Annotated in this window: 20 protein-coding genes; 17 read left to right on the top strand and 3 right to left on the bottom strand. The window is 66.2% G+C overall.

All coding sequences use genetic code 11. From position 1 onward, the window contains the following. Nucleotides 1-5: 5 nt before the first annotated feature. Both gyrA and ACTIFP_RS04300 read left to right on the top strand, forming a co-directional pair. Nucleotides 6-2,657 carry a DNA gyrase subunit A gene (gene gyrA, locus ACTIFP_RS04305; RefSeq protein WP_439567803.1) on the top strand — a complete coding sequence of 884 codons (2,652 nt, stop codon included), beginning with the start codon at nt 6-8 and terminating at the stop codon, nt 2,655-2,657. Next, nucleotides 2,654-2,962, top strand: coding sequence for a DUF952 domain-containing protein (locus ACTIFP_RS04300; RefSeq protein WP_439567479.1), 309 nt, complete (start codon nt 2,654-2,656; stop codon nt 2,960-2,962). Before gyrA ends, ACTIFP_RS04300 begins: the two co-directional genes overlap by 4 nt. 140 nt (nt 2,963-3,102) lie before the next feature. Here the strand turns inward: ACTIFP_RS04300 and ACTIFP_RS04295 are convergent, their stop codons facing one another. Beyond that, nucleotides 3,103-3,663, bottom strand: coding sequence for a peroxiredoxin (locus ACTIFP_RS04295; protein ID WP_439567478.1), 561 nt, complete (start codon nt 3,661-3,663; stop codon nt 3,103-3,105). 114 nt (nt 3,664-3,777) lie between these two features. Between ACTIFP_RS04295 and ACTIFP_RS04290 the strand changes: the two genes are divergently transcribed. Then, entirely contained in the window at nt 3,778-4,620 is an 843-nt protein-coding gene (locus tag ACTIFP_RS04290; protein WP_439567477.1) for a TauD/TfdA dioxygenase family protein, read from the top strand. Between the two features lie 218 nt (nt 4,621-4,838). Here ACTIFP_RS04290 and serB read toward each other — a convergent pair whose 3' ends face one another. Continuing rightward, complete coding sequence (gene serB / locus ACTIFP_RS04285; RefSeq protein ID WP_439567476.1) at nt 4,839-5,723, bottom strand: phosphoserine phosphatase SerB; 885 nt, start codon at nt 5,721-5,723, stop codon at nt 4,839-4,841. Between serB and miaA the strand changes: the two genes are divergently transcribed. From miaA to ACTIFP_RS04240, 9 genes are all read left to right on the top strand, one after another. Beyond that, nucleotides 5,722-6,696 carry a tRNA (adenosine(37)-N6)-dimethylallyltransferase MiaA gene (miaA, locus tag ACTIFP_RS04280; protein ID WP_439567475.1) on the top strand — a complete coding sequence of 325 codons (975 nt, stop codon included), beginning with the start codon at nt 5,722-5,724 and terminating at the stop codon, nt 6,694-6,696. The two genes, serB and miaA, sit on opposite strands and share 2 nt — an antisense overlap. Before the next feature lie 76 nt (nt 6,697-6,772). Beyond that, nucleotides 6,773-8,527: a biosynthetic-type acetolactate synthase large subunit gene (gene ilvB / locus ACTIFP_RS04275; RefSeq protein WP_439567474.1), complete on the top strand. Its 1,755-nt coding sequence runs from the start codon at nt 6,773-6,775 to the stop codon at nt 8,525-8,527. Between the two features lie 211 nt (nt 8,528-8,738). Then, the gene (gene ilvN, locus ACTIFP_RS04270; RefSeq protein WP_439567473.1) at nt 8,739-9,254 is read left to right on the top strand and encodes an acetolactate synthase small subunit; all 516 of its coding nucleotides are present in this window, start codon (nt 8,739-8,741) and stop codon (nt 9,252-9,254) included. 5 nt (nt 9,255-9,259) lie between these two features. Beyond that, nucleotides 9,260-9,718, top strand: a complete 459-nt coding sequence (locus ACTIFP_RS04265) for a hypothetical protein (protein WP_439567472.1) — start codon at nt 9,260-9,262, stop codon at nt 9,716-9,718. 59 nt (nt 9,719-9,777) lie between these two features. Next, on the top strand, nt 9,778-10,812 hold the full coding sequence (gene ilvC, locus ACTIFP_RS04260) for a ketol-acid reductoisomerase (protein ID WP_439567471.1): 1,035 nt from the start codon (nt 9,778-9,780) through the stop codon (nt 10,810-10,812). Nucleotides 10,813-10,851: 39 nt separating this feature from the next. Next, a complete protein-coding gene (locus ACTIFP_RS04255) occupies nt 10,852-11,454 on the top strand; it encodes a DUF6151 family protein (protein ID WP_439567470.1) in 603 nt (200 codons plus the stop codon). A gap of 26 nt (nt 11,455-11,480) precedes the next feature. Continuing rightward, on the top strand, nt 11,481-12,620 hold the full coding sequence (locus ACTIFP_RS04250) for an 8-amino-7-oxononanoate synthase (RefSeq protein ID WP_439567469.1): 1,140 nt from the start codon (nt 11,481-11,483) through the stop codon (nt 12,618-12,620). Next, nucleotides 12,617-13,225, top strand: a complete 609-nt coding sequence (gene bioD, locus ACTIFP_RS04245; protein WP_439567468.1) for a dethiobiotin synthase — start codon at nt 12,617-12,619, stop codon at nt 13,223-13,225. The genes ACTIFP_RS04250 and bioD overlap by 4 nt, the downstream gene beginning before the upstream one ends. 98 nt (nt 13,226-13,323) lie before the next feature. Then, nucleotides 13,324-14,598, top strand: coding sequence for an adenosylmethionine--8-amino-7-oxononanoate transaminase (locus ACTIFP_RS04240; RefSeq protein WP_439567467.1), 1,275 nt, complete (start codon nt 13,324-13,326; stop codon nt 14,596-14,598). 121 nt (nt 14,599-14,719) lie between these two features. Here the strand turns inward: ACTIFP_RS04240 and ACTIFP_RS04235 are convergent, their stop codons facing one another. Continuing rightward, entirely contained in the window at nt 14,720-15,205 is a 486-nt protein-coding gene (locus ACTIFP_RS04235) for a YHS domain-containing (seleno)protein (protein WP_439567466.1), read from the bottom strand. Nucleotides 15,206-15,379: 174 nt separating this feature from the next. Between ACTIFP_RS04235 and ACTIFP_RS04230 the strand changes: the two genes are divergently transcribed. From ACTIFP_RS04230 to leuA, 5 genes are all read left to right on the top strand, one after another. Next, a complete protein-coding gene (locus ACTIFP_RS04230; protein WP_439567465.1) occupies nt 15,380-15,790 on the top strand; it encodes a hypothetical protein in 411 nt (136 codons plus the stop codon). A gap of 364 nt (nt 15,791-16,154) precedes the next feature. Continuing rightward, nucleotides 16,155-16,799, top strand: coding sequence for a YceI family protein (locus ACTIFP_RS04225; RefSeq protein WP_439567464.1), 645 nt, complete (start codon nt 16,155-16,157; stop codon nt 16,797-16,799). Between the two features lie 109 nt (nt 16,800-16,908). Then, nucleotides 16,909-17,277 carry a hypothetical protein gene (locus ACTIFP_RS04220; protein ID WP_439567463.1) on the top strand — a complete coding sequence of 123 codons (369 nt, stop codon included), beginning with the start codon at nt 16,909-16,911 and terminating at the stop codon, nt 17,275-17,277. A gap of 141 nt (nt 17,278-17,418) precedes the next feature. After that, nucleotides 17,419-17,916, top strand: coding sequence for a rhodanese-like domain-containing protein (locus ACTIFP_RS04215; protein WP_439567462.1), 498 nt, complete (start codon nt 17,419-17,421; stop codon nt 17,914-17,916). 243 nt (nt 17,917-18,159) lie between these two features. Continuing rightward, complete coding sequence (leuA, locus tag ACTIFP_RS04210) at nt 18,160-19,824, top strand: 2-isopropylmalate synthase (protein ID WP_439567461.1); 1,665 nt, start codon at nt 18,160-18,162, stop codon at nt 19,822-19,824. The last annotated feature ends 6 nt before the right edge of the window (nt 19,825-19,830 follow it).

Below are 19,830 nucleotides of genomic sequence, written 5' to 3'. Positions count from 1 at the left end.
ACGAAATGAAGACCAGCTACCTCGATTACGCGATGAGCGTGATCGTCAGCCGCGCGCTGCCCGACGTGCGCGACGGCCTGAAACCCGTGCACCGCCGCATCCTCTATTCGGCGTTCGAAAGCGGCTATGTCGCGGGCCGCCCTTACCGCAAATCGGCGCGTATCGTCGGCGACGTCATGGGTAAATATCACCCGCACGGCGACAGCTCGATCTACGACGCGCTCGCGCGCATGACGCAGGACTGGTCGATGAGCGTCCCGCTCGTCGACGGTCAGGGCAATTTCGGATCGATGGATCCCGATCCGCCGGCGGCGATGCGCTACACCGAATCGCGTCTGGCCAAGGTCGCGAACACCCTGCTCGGCGATCTCGACAAGGACACCGTCGATTTCCAGCCCAACTATGACGGCTCCGAATCCGAGCCCACCGTCCTGCCCGCGCGCTACCCCAATCTGCTCGTCAACGGCGCCGGCGGCATCGCGGTCGGCATGGCGACCAATATTCCGCCGCACAACCTCGGCGAAGTGATCAACGCGACGCTCGCGACGATCGACAATCCCGAAATTACCCTCGACGAACTGATGGCGATCATCCCCGGCCCCGATTTCCCGACCGGCGCGCTGATGCTGGGCCAGGGCGGCGCGCGCAACGCCTATGCCACCGGCCGCGGTTCGATCATGATGCGCGCGACGCACATCATCGAAGAAGGCAGGAACGATCGCCAGTCGATTGTATTGACGTCGATTCCTTTCCAGGTCGGCAAGTCGGGCCTGGTCGAGAAGATCGCCGAAGCGGCGCGGGACAAACGCATCGAAGGCGTGTCCGACATCCGCGACGAATCGAACCGCGAGGGCGTCCGCGTCGTCATCGAGCTGAAGCGCGACGCGACCGCAGAGGTCGTGCTCAACCAGTTGTGGCGCCACACCCCGGCGCAGTCGAGCTTCCCCGCCAACATGCTCGCGATCCGCGGCGGCCGCCCCGAAATGATGGGGCTCAAGACGATCCTGTCGGCGTTCATCGACTTCCGCGAGGAAGTGATCACCCGCCGCTGCAAGTTCGAGCTCGGCAAGGCGCGCGACCGCGCTCACATCTTGCTCGGCCTCGTCGTCGCGGTCAGCAATCTCGACGAAGTCGTCCGCATCATCCGCGGCTCGTCCAGCCCCGCGGCGGCGCGCGAAGCGCTGCTCGCGCGCGAATGGCCGATCGGCGACATCGCGCCCTATATCCGCCTGGTCGAAGCGATCGACGGCGAGATGGACGACAGTTCGAGCTACCGCCTGTCCGAAGTGCAGGTAAAGGCGATCCTCGACCTCCGCCTGCACCGCCTGACCGCACTCGGCCGCGATGAAATCGGCAAGGAACTCAAGGAGCTGGCGGACGAGATTGAGGAGCTGCTGAGCATCCTCGCCAACCGCGACAAGCTGATTGCCGTCATGCGCGAAGAGCTGATCGCGGTGCGCGACGAATTCGCCAAGCCGCGCCGCACCCTCCTCGCCCCCGCCGCCGACGGCATCGACGACGAGGATCTGATCGAGCGCGAAGAGATGGTCGTGACCGTCACCATGGACGGTTATATCAAGCGCACCACCCTCGACACCTTCCGCGCCCAGCGCCGCGGCGGCAAGGGCCGCGCCGGCATGGCGACCAAGGACGAGGATGTCGTCACCGAAATGTTCGTCACCTCGACGCACACCCCGGTGCTGTTCTTCTCGACCCTCGGCAAGGTGTACCGCATGAAGGTATGGCGCCTACCCGAAGGCGGCCCCGCCACCCGCGGCCGCCCGATGGTCAATCTGTTGCCGCTGGGCGCGGGCGAGACGATCTCGACCGTCCTGCCGCTGCCCGAAGACGAAACCGAATGGGGCAAGCTGCACGTCATGTTCGCCACGGCGAAGGGCAGCGTGCGCCGCAACAGCATGGATGCGTTCACCAACGTGCCCTCGAACGGCAAGATCGCGATGAAGTTCGAGGGTGAGGACGAAGACGACCGGTTGATCGGGGTCGCGTTGCTCGACGAAAGCGACGATGTGCTGCTCGCCACGCGCCAGGGCAAGGCGATCCGCTTTGCCGGTGACGATGTCCGCGAATTCCAGAGCCGCAATTCGACCGGGGTGCGCGGGATGCGCCTGACGGACGGCGACGAGGTGATCTCGCTGTCGATCCTCCACAAGGTCGGCACGACCAGCGACGAACGCGAAGCCTATCTGCGCGCCGCGCCGTGGAAGGATAATGAAAACGAGCCGACCCTCCTCGCCGACCGCATGGACGAATTGGCGGCGCGCGAGGAATTCATCCTGACCGTGTGCGCCAACGGCTATGGCAAGCTGTCGTCGGCCTATGAATATCGCCGCACCGGCCGCGGTGGTCAGGGGATCACCAATATCGACAATATCGCGCGCAACGGCCTGGTCGTCGCCAGCTTCCCCGCCACCAAGGCGCATCAGTTGATGCTGGTCACCGACCAGGCGAAACTGATCCGCATGGGGCTCGATTCGATGCGCGTCATCGGCCGCGGCTCGGCGGGCGTCCGCCTGTTCGACGTCGCCAAGGACGAGCATGTCGTGTCGGCGGCGCTGATCGAGGACGGCGACGAGGAAGAGGCCGAAGGCGAAGCCGCGGCCGCCGCAGCCCCGGAAACGGAAGCCCCCTCGGAATGACCGCGTCGACCGCCTTCAAGGTGCTGACCCAGCAGCAATGGGCCGATTTCGAACGCGAACGCGTCTTCCGCGGCGCCCCGGTCGACATCGCCGACGGCTATATCCACCTGTCGACCGGCGAGCAGCTCGAAAGCACGATCGCCAAGCATTTCGCGGGCCAGTCGCAGCTGATGATCGCCGAGGTCGACCTGCTCCTGCTCGGCGACGCGATCCGCTGGGAAGCCGCGCGCGGCGGCGACCTGTTCCCGCATCTTTATGCCGAACTGCCGATCCATGCGGTGGTGAGCTTGCAGAAGCGGGATTGACCAAAATCCGATCTTCTTCGTCACCCCGGGCTTGACCCGGGGCCTGCCTTATTCCTCATCCAATACTGGAAACAATAAGAGCGGATCCCGGGTCAAGCCCGGGATGACGGTCGTAAAGTCCGCTGCCGGTCGGAACCCGATCAGCGGCGCTTCGCCTTCCACGCGCGCACCGCTGCCATCGTCCGTTCGACATGCGCCTGCGGCTTGGGGTCGGTGTAGCTCAGCAATATGGTGCCGTTCGGCGCGATGACATAGGACGTCCGGCTCGACAGCATGGCCTGGTTGGCGCCGCGCACCGCGGTGTCATATTTTGCCGCAACCCTGGCGCCGGGGTCGGCCGCCACGGCAAATTTGTCGCGGCATTCGGACTTGGAGAATTCGGCTACGCGGTCGATATTGCCCGCGGTCACCCCGACGACGCGCGCGCCCAGCCGGCCGAAATCGTCGCTCGCTTCGGCGAACAGATGCGCTTCCAGCGTGCAGCCGGGGGTGAAGGCGGCGGGGAAGAAATAGAGGACGACCGGCCCCTTCTTCAGCGTCTGTTTCAGCGACAGGCTGAACGGCTTGCCGCCCTGCGCGGCGTTCAGCGTGAAATCGGGCGCCTTCGCACCTTGTTGCAGCGCGGCGATTCCCGGGACCGAGAGCGACGCGAGCAACAGGCCAACGCCCAGCGGCATCGCAATCTTGATCAGGCTTTTCATCGTCTGTCCTCCACGCGGTGAGCCACCAGAATGAGGAAAAAAGCGGGGCGCGTCTAGGGCCAGTACCGCATTGCCGCAATTGACGCCGCCGCCCAACCGGCGCAGCATCTCGTCATGACCCTCGCCATCACCCCCAGCGGCCAATCCTGCGGCGCGCGCGTCACCGGCGTCGACCTCACCCGGCCGCTCGCCCCCGAAACCATCGTCACCATCCGCGCCGCGTGGCTCGACCACCACGTCCTCGCCTTCCCCGATCAAAAGCTGAGCGACGATGATCTTGAGCGCTTCACCCAATATTTCGGCGGTTTCGGCGACGATCCGTTCATCCGCCCGATCCCCGGCCGCGATCATATCATCGCGGTCAGGCGCCGCGCCGACGAAACCGCGCCGCTGTTCGCCGAAAACTGGCACAGCGACTGGAGTTTTCAGGCGCGGCCGCCCGCGGGCACCTGTCTTTACGGCATCACCATCCCGCCCGTCGGCGGCAACACCGAATTTGCCAACCAGCACGCCGCGCTCGACGCGATGCCGGATGCGCTCAGGGCGAAAATCGACGGTCGCAACGCGATCCACAGCGCGCGTGGCGGCTATGCGCCCTCGGGCATGTATGGCGCGAACGACAAGGATCGCAGCATGGACATCCGCTCGGGTGACGAAGCGCTCGCCACCCAGACCCATGCCTTCATCCGTCGCCACCCCGAAACCGGCCGCGAAGGCCTGTTCGGCTGCGCCGGTTACATCATGGGTATCGAGGGCATGGACGATGCCGAGGCGCTGCCGCTGCTCTATGAACTGCTGCAATGGCAGGGCCGCGAGGAATTCCGCTACAGCCATGTTTGGGAGCCCGACATGCTGATCCTGTGGGACAATCGCTCGCTGCTCCACCGCGCCACCGGCGGCTACGACGGCCACGACCGCCTGCTTCACCGCACGACGATCGCGGCGTGGGACGGGTAAGGGTCGACCGGTGAAGCGGCTGCTTTGGGGGTGGGAAGCGGACGTAGCGAAACAATCGCGCCCTCTCCTTCAGGGGAGGGCAGCGAGACTTACGAACTTGTTCGTTAGTCGCAGCGGGTGGGGGCCAGCGGCCTTGCGCAAGGCCGCTGGCCCCCACCCCAACCCCTCCCCTGAAGGGGAGGGGCTTACCGACCAATTCCGGTCGCTACCCGCCAAACCTACCCCAGCACCCAGCTCCGCCGCGGATACCCCTGCGCCCACAGCAGCGCAGTCAAATCATGGTGCCGCACCACCGCCGCCGCCGCCTCGCCCGCCGCGGGGTGCGGGTAATAGCCGATCCCCAGCCCGGCCGCGGTGATCATCGGGATGTCGTTGGCGCCGTCGCCGACCGCCAGCGTCTCGGCCAGCGGCAGGCCATGCTTCGCGGCCTCGGCCTTCAGCGTTTCCAGCTTGGCGTGGCTGTCGACGATCGGCTCGATCACCTTGCCGGTCAGCTTGCCGCCTTTGATCTCCAGTTCGTTCGCCAATATCCTGTCGAACCCGATCGCCTCGCCGACCGGCCCGGCGAACGGCATAAAGCCCCCCGATACCAGCACCGAAAACGCGCCATGCGCCTTCATCGTCTGTACCAGCGTGCGCGCGCCGCGCGTCAGCTTCACGCGCTCCATCCGGCAATCGACCAGCGTCGCTTCGGGCATCCCGGCCAGCAAGGCGACGCGCTCGATCAGCGCGGCGCGGAAATCGAGTTCGCCGCGCATCGCGCGTTCGGTGATCGCCGCGATCTCGGGCTTCAGCCCCGCATAATCCGCCAGTTCGTCGATACACTCGACGGTGATCATCGTCGAATCCATGTCGGCGATGATCAGTTTTTTGGTCCGGTCGCCCAGCGGCTGGACGATCGTGTCGAGCGCGCCATGGTCCATCAGCGCCAATTCCTTGCGCGCACTGACCAGGCTGCCGTGAAAGACGATGTCGGCGGCGTCGCCGACATCCAGCCAGTGCGGTGCGCCGACATCATGCCCCGTCGCGTCGAGCCGGTCGATCGCTTCGCGAACCACCTCGTCGGTCAGCTTTCCGGCTGCTATCAGCGTCGCGACGAACATGGCATCTCCTTCATCATCCTTTCGGCGCCCACCTTTTCCGGCACGCCCGCCTGTCGCACTTATTGCTGGCCCCACCGCCAGCGGCAAGAGTGCATTGGCGGTACGGCTGGCAAAAGCGCTCGGCAACGCGCGGGTCGTCAACGCCGACGCCAGCCAGGTCTATGCCGACCTTGCTATCCTGTCGGCGCGCCCGACCGCTGCCGAGATGGACGGCGTCCCCCACCGATTATTTGGCCATATCGACGCGGCGGAGGCGCATAACGCCGCACGCTGGGCCGATGAAGCGCGCGCCGCGATCGCCGCCGCGCACGCCGCGGGCGACGTCCCGGTCCTGGTCGGCGGCACCGGCCTCTACATCCGCACCTTGTTGTACGGCATCGCCCCGGTGCCCGACATCGCCCCCGATATTCGCGCCGCGGTTCGCGCGCTGCCCGTCGCCGATGCCCATGCCGCGCTGACCCGCGCCGATCCCGCGGCGGCGGCGCGGCTCAACCCCGCCGATGCGACCCGCGTCTCGCGCGCGCTCGAGGTGATCCGCGCGACCGGCCGCCCGCTTAGCCACTGGCAGGAATCGCGCCAAGGCAGCATCGCCGACGCCATCACCCTCGCCCCCTTGGTCCTCCTCCCGCCGCGCGAGTGGCTGCGCGATCGCTGCGACGAGCGCCTTGTTCAGATGTTCGATGGCGGCGGCGTCGAAGAGACCGCAACCTTGCTCGCGCGCCATCTCGACCCCGATCTTCCCGCGATGCGCGCGATCGGCGTGCCGCAGATCGCGCAATATCTGTCGGGCACCATCGATCGCGCGGCGGCACTCACCCTCGCGCAGGCAGCCACCCGCCAATATGCCAAGCGCCAATTTACGTGGTTTCGTCACCAGCCCCCCGCCGATTGGCCGCGCCACACCGAGTCACTAAACAACGATTCTGTTGATGAATTAGCAATAATATTACGTGAAAGACTGTTGACAGGATAGAATCATATACCTATTGCCCGCAACCCTGTTGCAGCGCACAAGCGCCGCAATCGCGATAAGTGAAAGGAGTTTCGTCGTGACGGAAATGAGTGGTGCCGACATGGTGGTTCAGGCGCTGGTCGACCTTGGGGTCGACACGGTGTTCGGCTATCCGGGCGGTGCGGTCCTTCCGATCTATGACGCGCTCTATAAGCACCCGACGATCAAGCATATTCTGGTGCGCCACGAACAGGCGGCAACCCACGCGGCCGAGGGCTATGCCCGCGCGACCGGCAAGCCCGGCGTCGTGCTCGTCACCTCGGGCCCCGGGGCGACCAACGCGGTCACCGGCATCACCGATGCCCTGATGGATTCGATCCCGATGGTCGTCCTGACCGGGCAGGTGCCGACGACGCTGATCGGCACCGATGCGTTCCAGGAATGCGACACCGTCGGCATCACGCGCCACTGCACCAAGCATAATTATCTGGTCATGGATCCCGCCCGCCTCGGCGCGATCATGCACGAGGCCTTTTATATCGCCACCAACGGCCGCCCCGGCCCGGTGGTCATCGACATCCCCAAAAATGTTCAGGTCGCCACCGGCACCTACAGCGTGCCCGAAATGATCGAGCATAAAAGCTATCGCCCGCAGGTCGAACCCGACGCCGACGCGATTGCTGCCGCCGTCGCGATGATCGCCGCGGCCGAGCGGCCGATCTTCTATACCGGCGGCGGCGTCATCAACGCCGGCCCCGACGCGAGTGCCGCTTTGCGCCAGCTCGTCGCGCTCACCGGCGCGCCGGTCACCTCGACCCTCATGGGCCTCGGCGCTTTCCCCGCCGACAATGACAAATGGCTCGGCATGCTCGGCATGCACGGCACGTTCGAGGCCAATATGGCGATGAACCGCGCCGATCTGATCATCGCGGTCGGCGCGCGCTTCGACGACCGTGTCACCGGCCGCCTCGACGCCTTCTCGCCCGATTCCAAAAAGATCCACATCGACATCGACCGCAGCTCGATCAACAAGATCATCCCCGTCGACCTCGCCATCGTCGGCGACGCCGGGCGCGCGCTCGACGCGATCATCGCGGGGTGGCAGGACGCGGGGCACACGCCGCGCGATCTGGGCGAATGGTGGCGCCGCGTCGACGGCTGGCGCGCGACGCGCTGCCTCGACTTCCCCGAAAAGAAAGAGGACGGCGCCGAAATCATGCCGCAGCGCGCGGTCAAGGCGCTGTTCGACGCGACCCGCGGCATGGACCCGATCATCACGACCGAGGTCGGCCAGCACCAGATGTGGGCGGCGCAGCATTTCCATTTCGACAGCCCCAACCGCTGGCTGACCAGCGGCGGGCTCGGCACGATGGGCTATGGCTTTCCCGCCGCGGTCGGCGCGCAGATCGCCAAGCCCGACCGCCTCGTCATCTGCATCGCGGGCGAAGCCTCGCTCCAGATGAACATCCAGGAAATGGGCACCGTCGCGCAATATCGCCTGCCGGTGAAGATCTTCATCCTCAACAACCAGTGGATGGGGATGGTCCGCCAGTGGCAGGAACTGACCTACGAAAGCCGCTATTCGAACAGCTATTCGGACAGCCTGCCCGATTTCGTGAAGCTCGCCGACGCCTATGGCTGGACCGGCCTGCGCATTGACACGCTGGGCCAGCTCGAGGGCGGCATTGCCAAGATGATCGAAACCCCCGGCCCGGTGATCGTCGACTGCCGCGTCGCGCAGCTCGCCAATTGCTTCCCGATGATCCCCTCGGGCGCCGCGCACACCGACATGATCCTCCAGCCGAACGACATCACCGGCACGATGGACGACGAAGCCAAGGCCCTGGTGTGATGCGGCATTTCGGACAAATCTTCTCCCCCCCGGCGGGGGAGAAAAGACTTGGCTTGGCGGCTTGCCGCCTAGCAGGTCTTAGGGAGGGGGAGCGGCCCCGCGGGCCGCGCGCGCCGATGGCGCGCATACCCCTCACCCAGCTTCGACTAGGCAGCAAGCTGCCAAGTCTTCACATCCCTCTCCCGCAAGGGGAGAGGGGAAGGTTTGCAACATGAAAATCAAAACCGAAGCAGGCGAGCGCCACGTGCTCGCCGTCACCGTCGATAACGAGGCGGGCATTCTCGCCAAGATCACCGGGCTGTTCTCGGCGCGCGGCTATAATATCGAAAGCCTGACCGTCGCCGACATCAGCGCCGATCATGCCTTGAGCCGCATCACCATCGTCACCAACGGTCCGCCGCCGGTGATCGACCAGATCATCGCGCAGCTCGACCGGCTCGTGCCCGTGCACTCGGTCACCGACCTTGCCGACGGCGGCGCGCATGTCGAACGCGAGATCGCGCTGGTCAAGGTCGCGGGCACCGGCGACAAGCGCATCGAGGCGCTGCGCATGGCCGACGTCTTTCGCGCCAAGGTCGTCGACACGACGCTCACCAGCTTCATCTTCGAAATCACCGGGACGAGCGACAAGGTCGACCGCTTCATCGCGCTGATGCGCGAATGCGGGCTGGTCGAGGTCGGCCGCACCGGCGTCGTCGCCATCGGCCGCGGGCCGGAGGCGGTATGATCGGCATGCTGCTCCCGATAGCGCTGGCTGTGGCGCCGGTCGCTGCTGACCGCCCCGATTTAAGCCGGATCGCCAGCACGACGACGCTGCAAGGCACCTGCCAAAAGCTGATCCTTCCGGGCGGCGGTGACAACACCGCGCGCTGCGCCGACAAGATCGCCCACATCGAGTATCGCGACGGGCGCTCCAGCTTCCGCATAGCGGTGGCCGGCAATATTTTGATCGGCTTTTACGGCAATGAGGGGGCGGCAACCGGCGACACCGCAACGCTGGCCGTCACCAAGATCCTTGTCACCCCGCCCTTTGCCAAGGGCGCCGATGTCCTCAACGCAGAAGGCGAGTGCCGCTTCACCGCCCCCGGTGCCGGCCCCGCTCATGTCGAGTGCAAGGCGACGCGACCGGGTGAAGTTTACGAGCTTTCATTCGCATCCGACGGCAAACCGCCAACGGTAGAGCGGTTCTAGCCTTTCTGGTTCTTCACAGCTTTGCCTCCGGGCAGTTCACACCAAGGAAATGACATATCATGCAAGTCTATTACGATCGCGACGCCGACCAGGATCTGATCAAGGGCAAGAAGGTTGCCGTCATCGGCTATGGCAGCCAAGGCCACGCCCACGCGCAGAACCTGCGCGACAGCGGCGTCGCCGACGTCGCGATCGCGCTCCGCCCCGGTTCGGCGACCGCCAAAAAGGCCGAAGCCGCGGGCTTCAAGGTGCTGACTAACAAGGAAGCCGCCGCGTGGGCCGACGTCATCATGGTCGTCGCCCCCGACGAGCATCAGGCAAAAATCTACGCCGACGACCTGGCCGAGAACATGAAGCCCGGCGCCGCGCTCGCCTTCGCCCACGGCCTCAACATCCACTTCGGCCTCATTGAAGCCCGCCCCGACATCGACGTGTTCATGGTCGCGCCCAAGGGCCCCGGCCACACGGTGCGCAGCGAATATCAGCGCGGCGGCGGCGTCCCCTGCCTGATCGCTGTCGCCCAGGAGGCCGCGGGCAACAGCGGCAACGGCTATGCCAAGGCACTCGCCCTCAGCTATGCCTCGGCCGTTGGCGGCGGGCGCAGCGGCGTCATCGAAACCACCTTCAAGGAAGAATGCGAAACCGACCTGTTCGGCGAACAGGCGGTGCTCTGCGGCGGCATCACCCACCTCATCCAAGCGGGTTTCGAAACCTTGGTCGAGGCGGGCTACGCCCCCGAAATGGCCTATTTCGAATGCCTCCACGAAACCAAGCTGATCGTCGACCTCCTCTATGAAGGCGGCATCGCCAACATGCGCTATTCGATCTCGAACACCGCCGAATATGGCGACATCAAGACCGGCCCGCGCATCATCACCGACGAAACGAAGAAGGAAATGAAGCGCGTCCTCGCCGACATCCAGTCGGGCCGCTTCGTCAAGGATTTCGTCCTCGACAACCAGGCCGGCCAGCCCGAGCTGAAAGCCAGCCGCAAGGCCGCCGCGGCGCATCCGATCGAACAGGTCGGCGGCGAGCTGCGCGCGATGATGCCGTGGATCGCCAAGAACCAGCTGGTGGACAAGGCAAAGAACTGACGGCTTTCGCAATCGCGGGCAAGGAGCTAGGGCGAGGCGATGACCTCCGACCTCTCCTTCGCCTGCGACTGCGGGACCGTTTCCGGAACACTGCTGGGCGTCGGCCCGGATCAGGGCGATCATGTCATATGCCATTGCACCGATTGTCAGGATCTCACGCACCATCTTGGCCATGCCGACCGGGTGCTCGACGCGCATGGCGGTTCGTCGCTGTATCAGTCGCGCTGCGCGCGCCTGCGGATCACGTCGGGCCGCGACCAGCTTGCCTGCGTCCATTTGACCGAAAAGCCGACGCTGCGCTGGTACGCGAAATGCTGCGGCATGCCGTTGTTCAACACTTACGCAAACGGCAAGCTGCCGTACATCACGACACAGCTGAGCGCTTGCGATCCCGCCCGGCGGGCCGAACTGGTGGGTCCGCCGCGCGGCCACCTCTTCACGCAGGACGGCGTTGGCGACGCCGGCCATTTGCCCAAGATGAGCATGTCCGGACTGATGCGGCGTTTTTTCCCGCGCATGATCAAGGACTTGATCTCGGGCGATCGGCGGCGGTGCGAACTGTTCGATCCCGTAACGCTCGAACCGATCGTCAAGCCGCACCGACTGACCAGCGCAGAACGGCAGGCGCTCCGGCGCAGCTGACCGGTAATCAATCTTAGGACATGTCGATGCCGGACCTCTCCCCCTTCGACACCCACCGCGCCGACCTTGAAGCGCTGGCGCTCCAAAGCAGCCGCCGCGCGCTCGCACCGCGCGCCGGGCGCGATTTCGCCTCGAACGACTATCTCGGCCTCGCCGATAGCGATGCGCTGCGCGCCGCCCTCACCGCGGGCATCGAGCGCGGCCTCCCTGCCGGGTCGGGCGGCTCGCGCCTGCTGCGCGGCAACCATCCCGAACATGAAGCGCTCGAAGCCCATGCGGCGCGCCATTATGGCAGCGAGGCGGCGCTATTCTTCCCCACCGGTTTCGCCGCCAACACCGCGCTCTTCGCCACCCTGCCGCAGCGCGGCGACCTTGTCGTCCATGACGAGCTGATCCACGCCAGCGCCCACGATGGCATGAAGCTCGGCCGTGCCGGGACCGTCGCCGCGGCGCATAACGACGCCCAGGCCTTCGACGACCTCATCACCCGCTGGCGCACCGGCGGCGGCGCGGGGACGCCGTGGATCGCGGTCGAAAGCCTCTACAGCATGGACGGCGACCGCGCCCCGCTGACCGATCTCGCCGCGGTCGCCGACCGCCACGACGCCATATTGGTCGTCGACGAAGCGCATGCGACCGGAGTGTTCGGCCCCGGCGGCGCCGGGCTCGCGCGCACCCTCGCCCGCCGCGACAATCTCGTCACCCTCCACACCTGCGGTAAGGCGCTGGGGGCCGAGGGCGCGCTCCTCTGCGCCCCCGCGATCGCCGCCGACTTCATCGTCAACCGCGGCCGCCCCTTCATCTTCTCGACCGCGCCGTCGCCGCTGATGGCGTGGCTCGTCCGCCAGGCGATCGAGATCGTCGCCAACCAGCCCGAACGGCAGGCGCGCCTCCACACCGTCGTCCGCCACGCCGCCGAACGCCTCGTGCCGCTGGGCATTCCGGCCAGCGGCACCCAGATCCTGCCGGTCGTCATCGGCGACAACCAGCGCACGATGCGCATCGCCGGGGCGCTGCAACAGGCCGGGTTCGACATTCGCGGCATCCGCCCGCCCACCGTCCCCCACGGCACCGCGCGCCTCCGCATCGCGATCACCCTCAACGTCGACGAAGCCGACATCGACGCGATGGCCGACGCATTGAAGCAGGCGATGGCCGCCGCATGACGCGCTTCGTCGTCACCGGCACCGACACCGGCATCGGCAAAACGATCTTTTCGGCCGCGCTCGCGGGTGCGACCGGCGCGCCCTATTGGAAACCGATCCAGTCGGGCCTCGACGACGAAACCGACAGCGCGGTCGTCGCGCGCCTCGCAGGCGTCCCAATCCTCCCCGAAGCCTATCGCCTCAACACCCCCGCCTCGCCGCATATCGCCGCCGAGATCGACGGCATCGCCATCGACCTCGCCGCGCTCACCCCGCCCCCCGGCAACCTCATCGTCGAAGGCGCGGGCGGCGCGCTCGTCCCGGTCACCCGCACCACCCTTTACGCTGACCTCTTCGCGCGCTGGCAAATCCCCGTCATCGTCTGCGCCCGCACCGCGCTCGGCACGATCAACCACAGCTTGCTGACGATCGAAGCGCTGCGCGCGCGCGGGGTGCCCATCCACGGCGTCGCCTTTCTCGGCGACGCGGTGGAGGACAGCGAAGCGATCATCGCCGCAATCAGCGGCATGCGGCGTCTGGGGCGGCTGCCCATCGTCGATCCGCTGACGAGCGAAACGCTCGCCGCCGCATTCAGCGCGAGCTTCAATTTGGCCGACTTCGTTTGACTTTTACGTCATCCCCGCGAAGGCGGGGATCCCGCTTTTCTTCGAGCGGATGGCCAAGAAGCGGGATTCCCGCCTTCGCGGGAATGACGAGGTAAAAGATGACGCAAAGCCCCACCTCCCCCGTCTGGCACCCCTTCACCCAGCACGGCCTCGGCGACCCGATCCCGCTGATCGCCCGCGGCGAAGGCGCCCGTCTCTACGCCGCCGACGGCCAAAGCTGGATCGACGCCATCTCCAGCTGGTGGGTCACCACCCACGGTCACGCCCACCCGCGCATCATGGCCGCGATCCGCGCCCAGTCCGAACGGCTCGACCAGCTCATCTTCGCCGGCTGGACGCACGAACCCGCCGAGACGCTTGCCGCCGAACTGATCCGCATCACCCCCGATCCGCTCACCCGCGTCTTCTTCTCGGACTCGGGTTCGACCAGCGTCGAGGTCGCGCTGAAAATGGCGCTCGGCTATTGGTATAACATCGGCGAACCACGCCACCGCATCCTCGTCCTCGAACACAGCTATCATGGCGACACGATCGGCTCGATGTCGGTCGGCGAGCGCGGCGTCTACAACCGCGCCTGGCAGCCCCTGCTGTTCGACGTCGACACCATCCCCTTCCCCCACGAAGGACAGGAGCAGAGCGCGCTCGACGCGCTCGAAGCCGCCTGCGCTCCCCAAAAAACCGGCAACCCGCCCGCCGCCTTCATCGTCGAACCTTTGATCCTCGGCGCGGGCGGTATGCTCATCTATCCCGCGTGGGTGCTCGCCGAGATGCGCAGCATTTGCGCCCGCCACGGCGTCCTCTTCATCGCCGACGAGGTGATGACCGGCTGGGGCCGCACCGGCACCCGCTTCGCTTGCGATCAGGCCGGGGTCATCCCCGACATCGTCTGCCTGTCGAAAGGCCTCACCGGCGGCGCGCTCCCGCTCGCGGTGACGCTCTGCATCGAGCCGATCTTCGAGGCGCACGTATCCACCGACCGCAGCAAAACCTTCTATCATTCGTCAAGCTACACCGCGAACCCGATCGCCTGCGCCGCCGCGAACGCAAACCTCGAAATCTGGCGCGACGAGCCGGTGCAGCAACGCATCGACACCCTCGCCGACGCACAGGCCGCGCATCTGTCGCTGCTCAGCCACGACCCGCGCGTCGCCAATCCGCGCCGCCTCGGCACCATCGCCGCGCTCGACATCACCGTCCCCGACAGCGGCTATCTCTCAAACCTCGCCCCCCGCCTGATCGCCTTTTACCGCGACCACGGCGTCCTCCTCCGCCCACTCGGCAACACGGTGTATGTGATGCCGCCCTATTGCATCACGCCCGACGAGCTGGCGCAGGTGTGGGGGGCAGTCGGGGCGTCGCTGAACGCGATTTAAGAATGGCCCCGAACGACCGGAAGTGGATGGTAAGCCCCTCCCCTTCAGGGGAGGGGTTGGGGTTGGGTCCAGCGGCCTTGCGCAAGGCCGCTGGACCCCACCCCAAAGCAGACGCCCACCGTCACCCCCCAAATTTCGCATCCGCCGGCACCACCGCCCAATTCTTCTCCGCCGCCGCAATATAGCCCGCGCGGTCCAGATCCCACTGCGCCTTCACCTCCTGATTGAAGTTCAGATACAGCTTGCCGCCCACCACCGCATAAGCCAGCGGGTCGCCCGGCGCGAGATAGCCGCGCGACATCGCCCACGCGCAATGCCCGCCATAGCGCGGCATGAACGCTTCGGGATTGGCGGCAAAGCGCGCCGCATTGGCGCCATTGGCAAAATGATAGACCGCACCGTCATGCGCGACCGCGAAATCCGCGACGCCCTTCACCGGCGTGCCGTCGCCGTCGAAATAGCTCACCGCATCATAACCGCTGACCGCGATATTGCCGCCCTCGACCCCGACATAGACCGGCGCGGCATAGGCGTGCGGGGTAAAGGCCGCGAAGGACAGCGGCGCGACCGCCGCCGCGAGCAGCATGAACAGGGCTTGGTTTTTCACGATCAATCTCCATCTCGGCCGGATCGGCCCGATGCCGCGGCCTCCTCACCCCAATTCGCAGCCACAGCGCAAAGGGTTACGCGGGCAGGTTCGGCTTAGGTTCATCTCGACGCTTCATGCTGATCCATGGGGTAGCTGGGCTAAGGCAAACGGGGTTTGGGAACGCGATCTGAGATGATGAACCAAGCCGGCCTCCTCCTCCCCCTGTTCGCGGCGCTCGCCCTCGCCGCGCCCGCCGCCGCGCAGGACGACGGCTCGCTCGCCCAGTCGGGCCAGCCGCCGCAGCGCACCTCGGTCCTCTACACCTATGGCGACGAGCCCTGCCCCGAACCGGTCGGCGACGAGATCATCGTCTGCGCGCAGCAGCCCGAATCCGAACGCTACCGCGTCCCCAAGGAGCTGCGCGAAGAATTGAAAGACGACGCTCCCGCCGGCGGCGGCAGCTGGGCGTCAAAGGTCGAGGGCTACGACAATATCGCCCGCGCCACCCGCCCGAACAGCTGCTCGCCGGTCGGGTCTTACGGCTTCACCGGCTGCGCCGCCGCCGCGCTGCGCCAATGGTTCGAGGCACGCCGCGCCCGCTGACGGAAGCACGGCACGAAACATTGCGTTTCCTGTGCGCTGATTGACGCGGCCCTGTCCGCGCGCTTAGGGTCCGTACTCAATTACAGCGCCGTCGAGGCGCCCAAATGGCGAACAGCTCGGGCCGAAAGACGCGCCGGGAAGGCTGGTTGCCTTTCCAAGCGGCTTTCGGATCGAGATGGAAGCCATTTAGGCGTCCCGCAGGGATTTGACCAAAATGGCCCAGTGCCGCGTCGAGAAGTCTCGAAATTTCGACATATGTCGTCGCCTTCTCTCCTCGCACCGGGCCATTTTGCTTCAAACCTCGACGGCGCTGTAATTGAGTACGGACCCTTAGCCTGCACGCCCCCAACAGGAGACCCAATCCATGCGCCGCATCGCTCCCCTCGCCGCCCTTGCCGCCCTCATCGTCGCGGTTCCCGTCGTCATCGCCCAGAACGCGCCCACCGTCCCCGGCGCGCCCGACAAGGCGCGCGTCGCCGCGGGTACCTATGCCGCCGACGCAGGGCACACGATGGTCGTGTGGGAAGTCGATCATTTCGGTTTCAGCAAATACACGGGCATCTTCGGCGAGGTGACCGGCACCCTCGTCATCGACCCCGCCAATCCCGCCGCGGCCCGGGTCGATGTGACGATCCCCGTCGCCAAGGTCACCACCGCCAGCAGCGGCCTGACCGGCCACCTGCTCCGCGCGGGCAAGGACGGCGCCAAGCCCGACTTCTTCGGCCCCGTCCCCGCCGACGCCAAATTCGTCTCGACCAGCGTTGTCCTCGATGACGACGGCGACGAAGCCAAGGTCACCGGCAACCTGACCCTCAACGGCGTCACCAAAGCCGTCACCCTCGACGTCGATTTCCACGGCGCCGGCACCAATCCCTATAACAAGAAGGCCACCGTCGGATTCGAGGCTGAAACCACGATCCGCCGCAGCGATTTCGGCATCGCCTACGGCATCCCCGCGGTCAGCGACGCGGTCGAACTCGAAATCCACGCCGCGTTCGAGAAACAATAACGCGCCTGCTCGAAGGGCGCATAGCCGCACCCCAATCTGTCACACGCACCGCGTAAACACCGGGGCGGGATCTCACCGGTCCCGCCCCTTTTTGCGAGGAGTCCGTGTGATGAGCGAACTGGTACGCGAAATTGTCGACGTGAACGCCTTCATCGGCGGCGACGAGGAAAATCCGCTGCTGACCGTCGAGGTCGAGGGCCTGACCCCGACCGCGGGCTGGGCCAACGTCCGGCTCGACCCGCATGTCTATAGCACCCCGCCCGAGGACGGCGTCCAGGACTTCGACCTCGTCGGCGACCGTCCCGCAGGCAGCGACGCCGGCAGCGACGAGGGCGAGCTCACCGCGGTCGAGGCCGCGTGGGAAGGCCCGCTCGCCGACTGGCTGATCGCCGTGCGCGTCCACGCCATCGACAATATGATCGAGGACGAGGTGTTCGAGCCGTGGGACGAGGACGACGCGGAGAGCGAAGCCGCCTGACGCTCGCCCCTTCCGACCGAGTCTGACAGTCCCCTGCCTGCGCCGGATCGCGGCCCGCCCGCGATCCGGCGCCATTTTTTGCGGTTCATCGCCCAGCCAGCAAGCCCGGCCTAACCTCTCCGCATCAAAGGGAGGACCATCATGCGTATCCTGCTGCTCGCCGCCGCGCTCACCGCCGCCCCCGCGCTCGCCCAAAATGCCGCGGCGCCCAATCCGCAAATCGACTATCCCGGCTTCCAGACACTCACCGCCAGCGTCGCGCCGAAGCGCGCCGCCCGTCTGCTCGCCTTCACCGCCTTCAAGGCCGAGGCGGCAAAGCCCGATGTGCTGCTCCTCGACGCCCGCTCGGCCGACGCCTTCCAGCGCGGGCATATCAAGGGCGCGGTCAACCTGCCGCTGACCGATTTCACCGCGGACAGCCTCGCGGCGGTCATCGGCGCCAACCCCGACCGCGCCATCCTCATCTATTGCAACAATAATTTCCGCAACGACGCCGCCCCGGTGCGGATGAAGGCGGCGCCGCTCGCGCTCAATATCCAGACCTTCATCAACCTCGTCGGCTATGGCTACCCCAATGTGTACGAGCTGGCCGATGTGGTGGATTTCAACGACCCGCGGGTCGAGTGGGTGAAGGGCTGAGCCTCATTACCGTCATCCCAGCGAAGGCCGGGATGACGAATGGGGGCAAATCGCGCAATTTTCACACTCCCCCCTTGCCAAGCGCGACATTTTCCATCACTAGAGCCGCCATGCGCGGCAACGCCCTCCTGCTTCTGCGACTTACACGCCCTTGGGCGTGACGATGCCGCTGCGCCCATGGTGGCGCGCGACCGCCCAAGGGTAACTGGCCACATCCTCCCTTCTCGCAGAAGACCCGAAACCATGACCATGCTCCGCGACCCTTCGGTCAAATATAGTCCTTTCCCGCAGGTTCCGCTGACCCAGCGCGACTGGCCCACCCGCGTCACCACCGCCGCCCCGATCTGGCTGTCCACCGACATGCGCGACGGGAATCAGGCGCTGATCGACCCGATGGACGCCGAAAAAAAAGCGCGCTTCTTCGACCTCCTCGTCCGCGTCGGGCTGAAAGAGATCGAGGTCGGCTTCCCCAGCGCCGGCGCGACCGAATTCGACTTCATCTCCGGCCTCGTCCAATCGGGCCGCATCCCCGATGACGTCACCCCGCAAGTCCTGACCCAAAGCCGCGCCGACCTCATCCGCACCAGCTTCGACAGCCTCGCGGGCGCCAAAACCGCGATCGTCCACGTCTATAACGCCGTCAGCCCCGCGTGGCGCCGCATCGTGTTCGGCCTCGACATGCCCGAAATCAAGGCGATTGCGATCGACGGCGCAAAGCAGTTGCGCGACAATGCCGCGCGCCTGCCCGGCACCGACTGGCGTTTCCAGTACAGCCCCGAAACCTTTTCGACCGCCGAACTCGATTTCAGCATCGAATGCTGCGCCGCGGTGATGGACATTCTCCAGCCGACGACCGAAAATCCGATCATCCTCAACCTGCCTGCGACGGTCGAGGCGTCGACCCCCAATATCTACGCCGACCAGATCGAATATTTCGCCAAGCACTTGCCGAACCGCGACCGCGCGATCATCAGCCTGCACACCCACAACGACCGCGGCACCGGCGTCGCCGCTGCCGAACTCGGCCTGCTCGCGGGCGCCGACCGCGTCGAGGGCTGCCTGTTCGGCAATGGCGAGCGCACCGGCAACTCGTGCCTCGTCACCATCGCGCTCAACATGTACACGCAGGGCATCGACCCCGGCCTCGACTTTTCGAACATCGACGAAGTGATCGCGACGGTCGAATATTGCAACCAGCTCCCCGTCCACCCGCGCCACCCCTATGGCGGCGAGCTAGTCTATACCGCCTTTTCGGGCAGCCATCAGGACGCGATCAAGAAAGGCTTCGCCGCCCGCGAGCGCCAGAATGACGAACGCTGGGAAGTCCCGTACCTCCCCATCGACCCCGCCGATCTCGGCCGCAGCTATGAAGCGGTGATCCGCGTCAACAGCCAGTCGGGCAAGGGCGGCGTCGCCTGGGTGCTCGAACAGGACAAGGGCCTGAAACTGCCCAAAAAAATGCAGGCCAGCTTCAGCCATGTCGTCCAGGCGCTGGCCGACCAGACCAGCCGCGAACTGACCGCCGACGACATCTGGGGCGCCTTCGACACCGCCTATCTCAAGGTCGAGGACAAACGCTTCCAGCTCGTCGACTGGCATGAAACGCACAGCGGCCCCGACCGCATCTTCGCCGGCAAGCTCACCATCGACGGCACCGCGCGCAGCGTCAGCGGCCGCGGCAACGGCCTGATGAGCAGCGTCATCGCCGCGCTCGCCGAAAGCGGCGGCCCGGTGATGGACATCGTCGATTACAGCGAACATGCGATCGGCCAGGGCAGCACGGTGCAGGCGGCCGCCTATGTCGAATGCCGCACCGCGGACGGCAAAAGCGTCTTCGGCTGCGGCCTCGACACCGACGTCGCCACCGCCAGCGTACGGGCGATCCTGAGCGCCGCCAACGGCGCCTGACCGCGC

The organism is Sphingopyxis sp. (assembly GCF_051861155.1).
Lineage (GTDB): Bacteria > Pseudomonadota > Alphaproteobacteria > Sphingomonadales > Sphingomonadaceae > Sphingopyxis.
The sequence above is the reverse complement of the archived record's forward strand: the minus strand, read 5'-3'. Positions and strand labels throughout refer to the sequence as shown.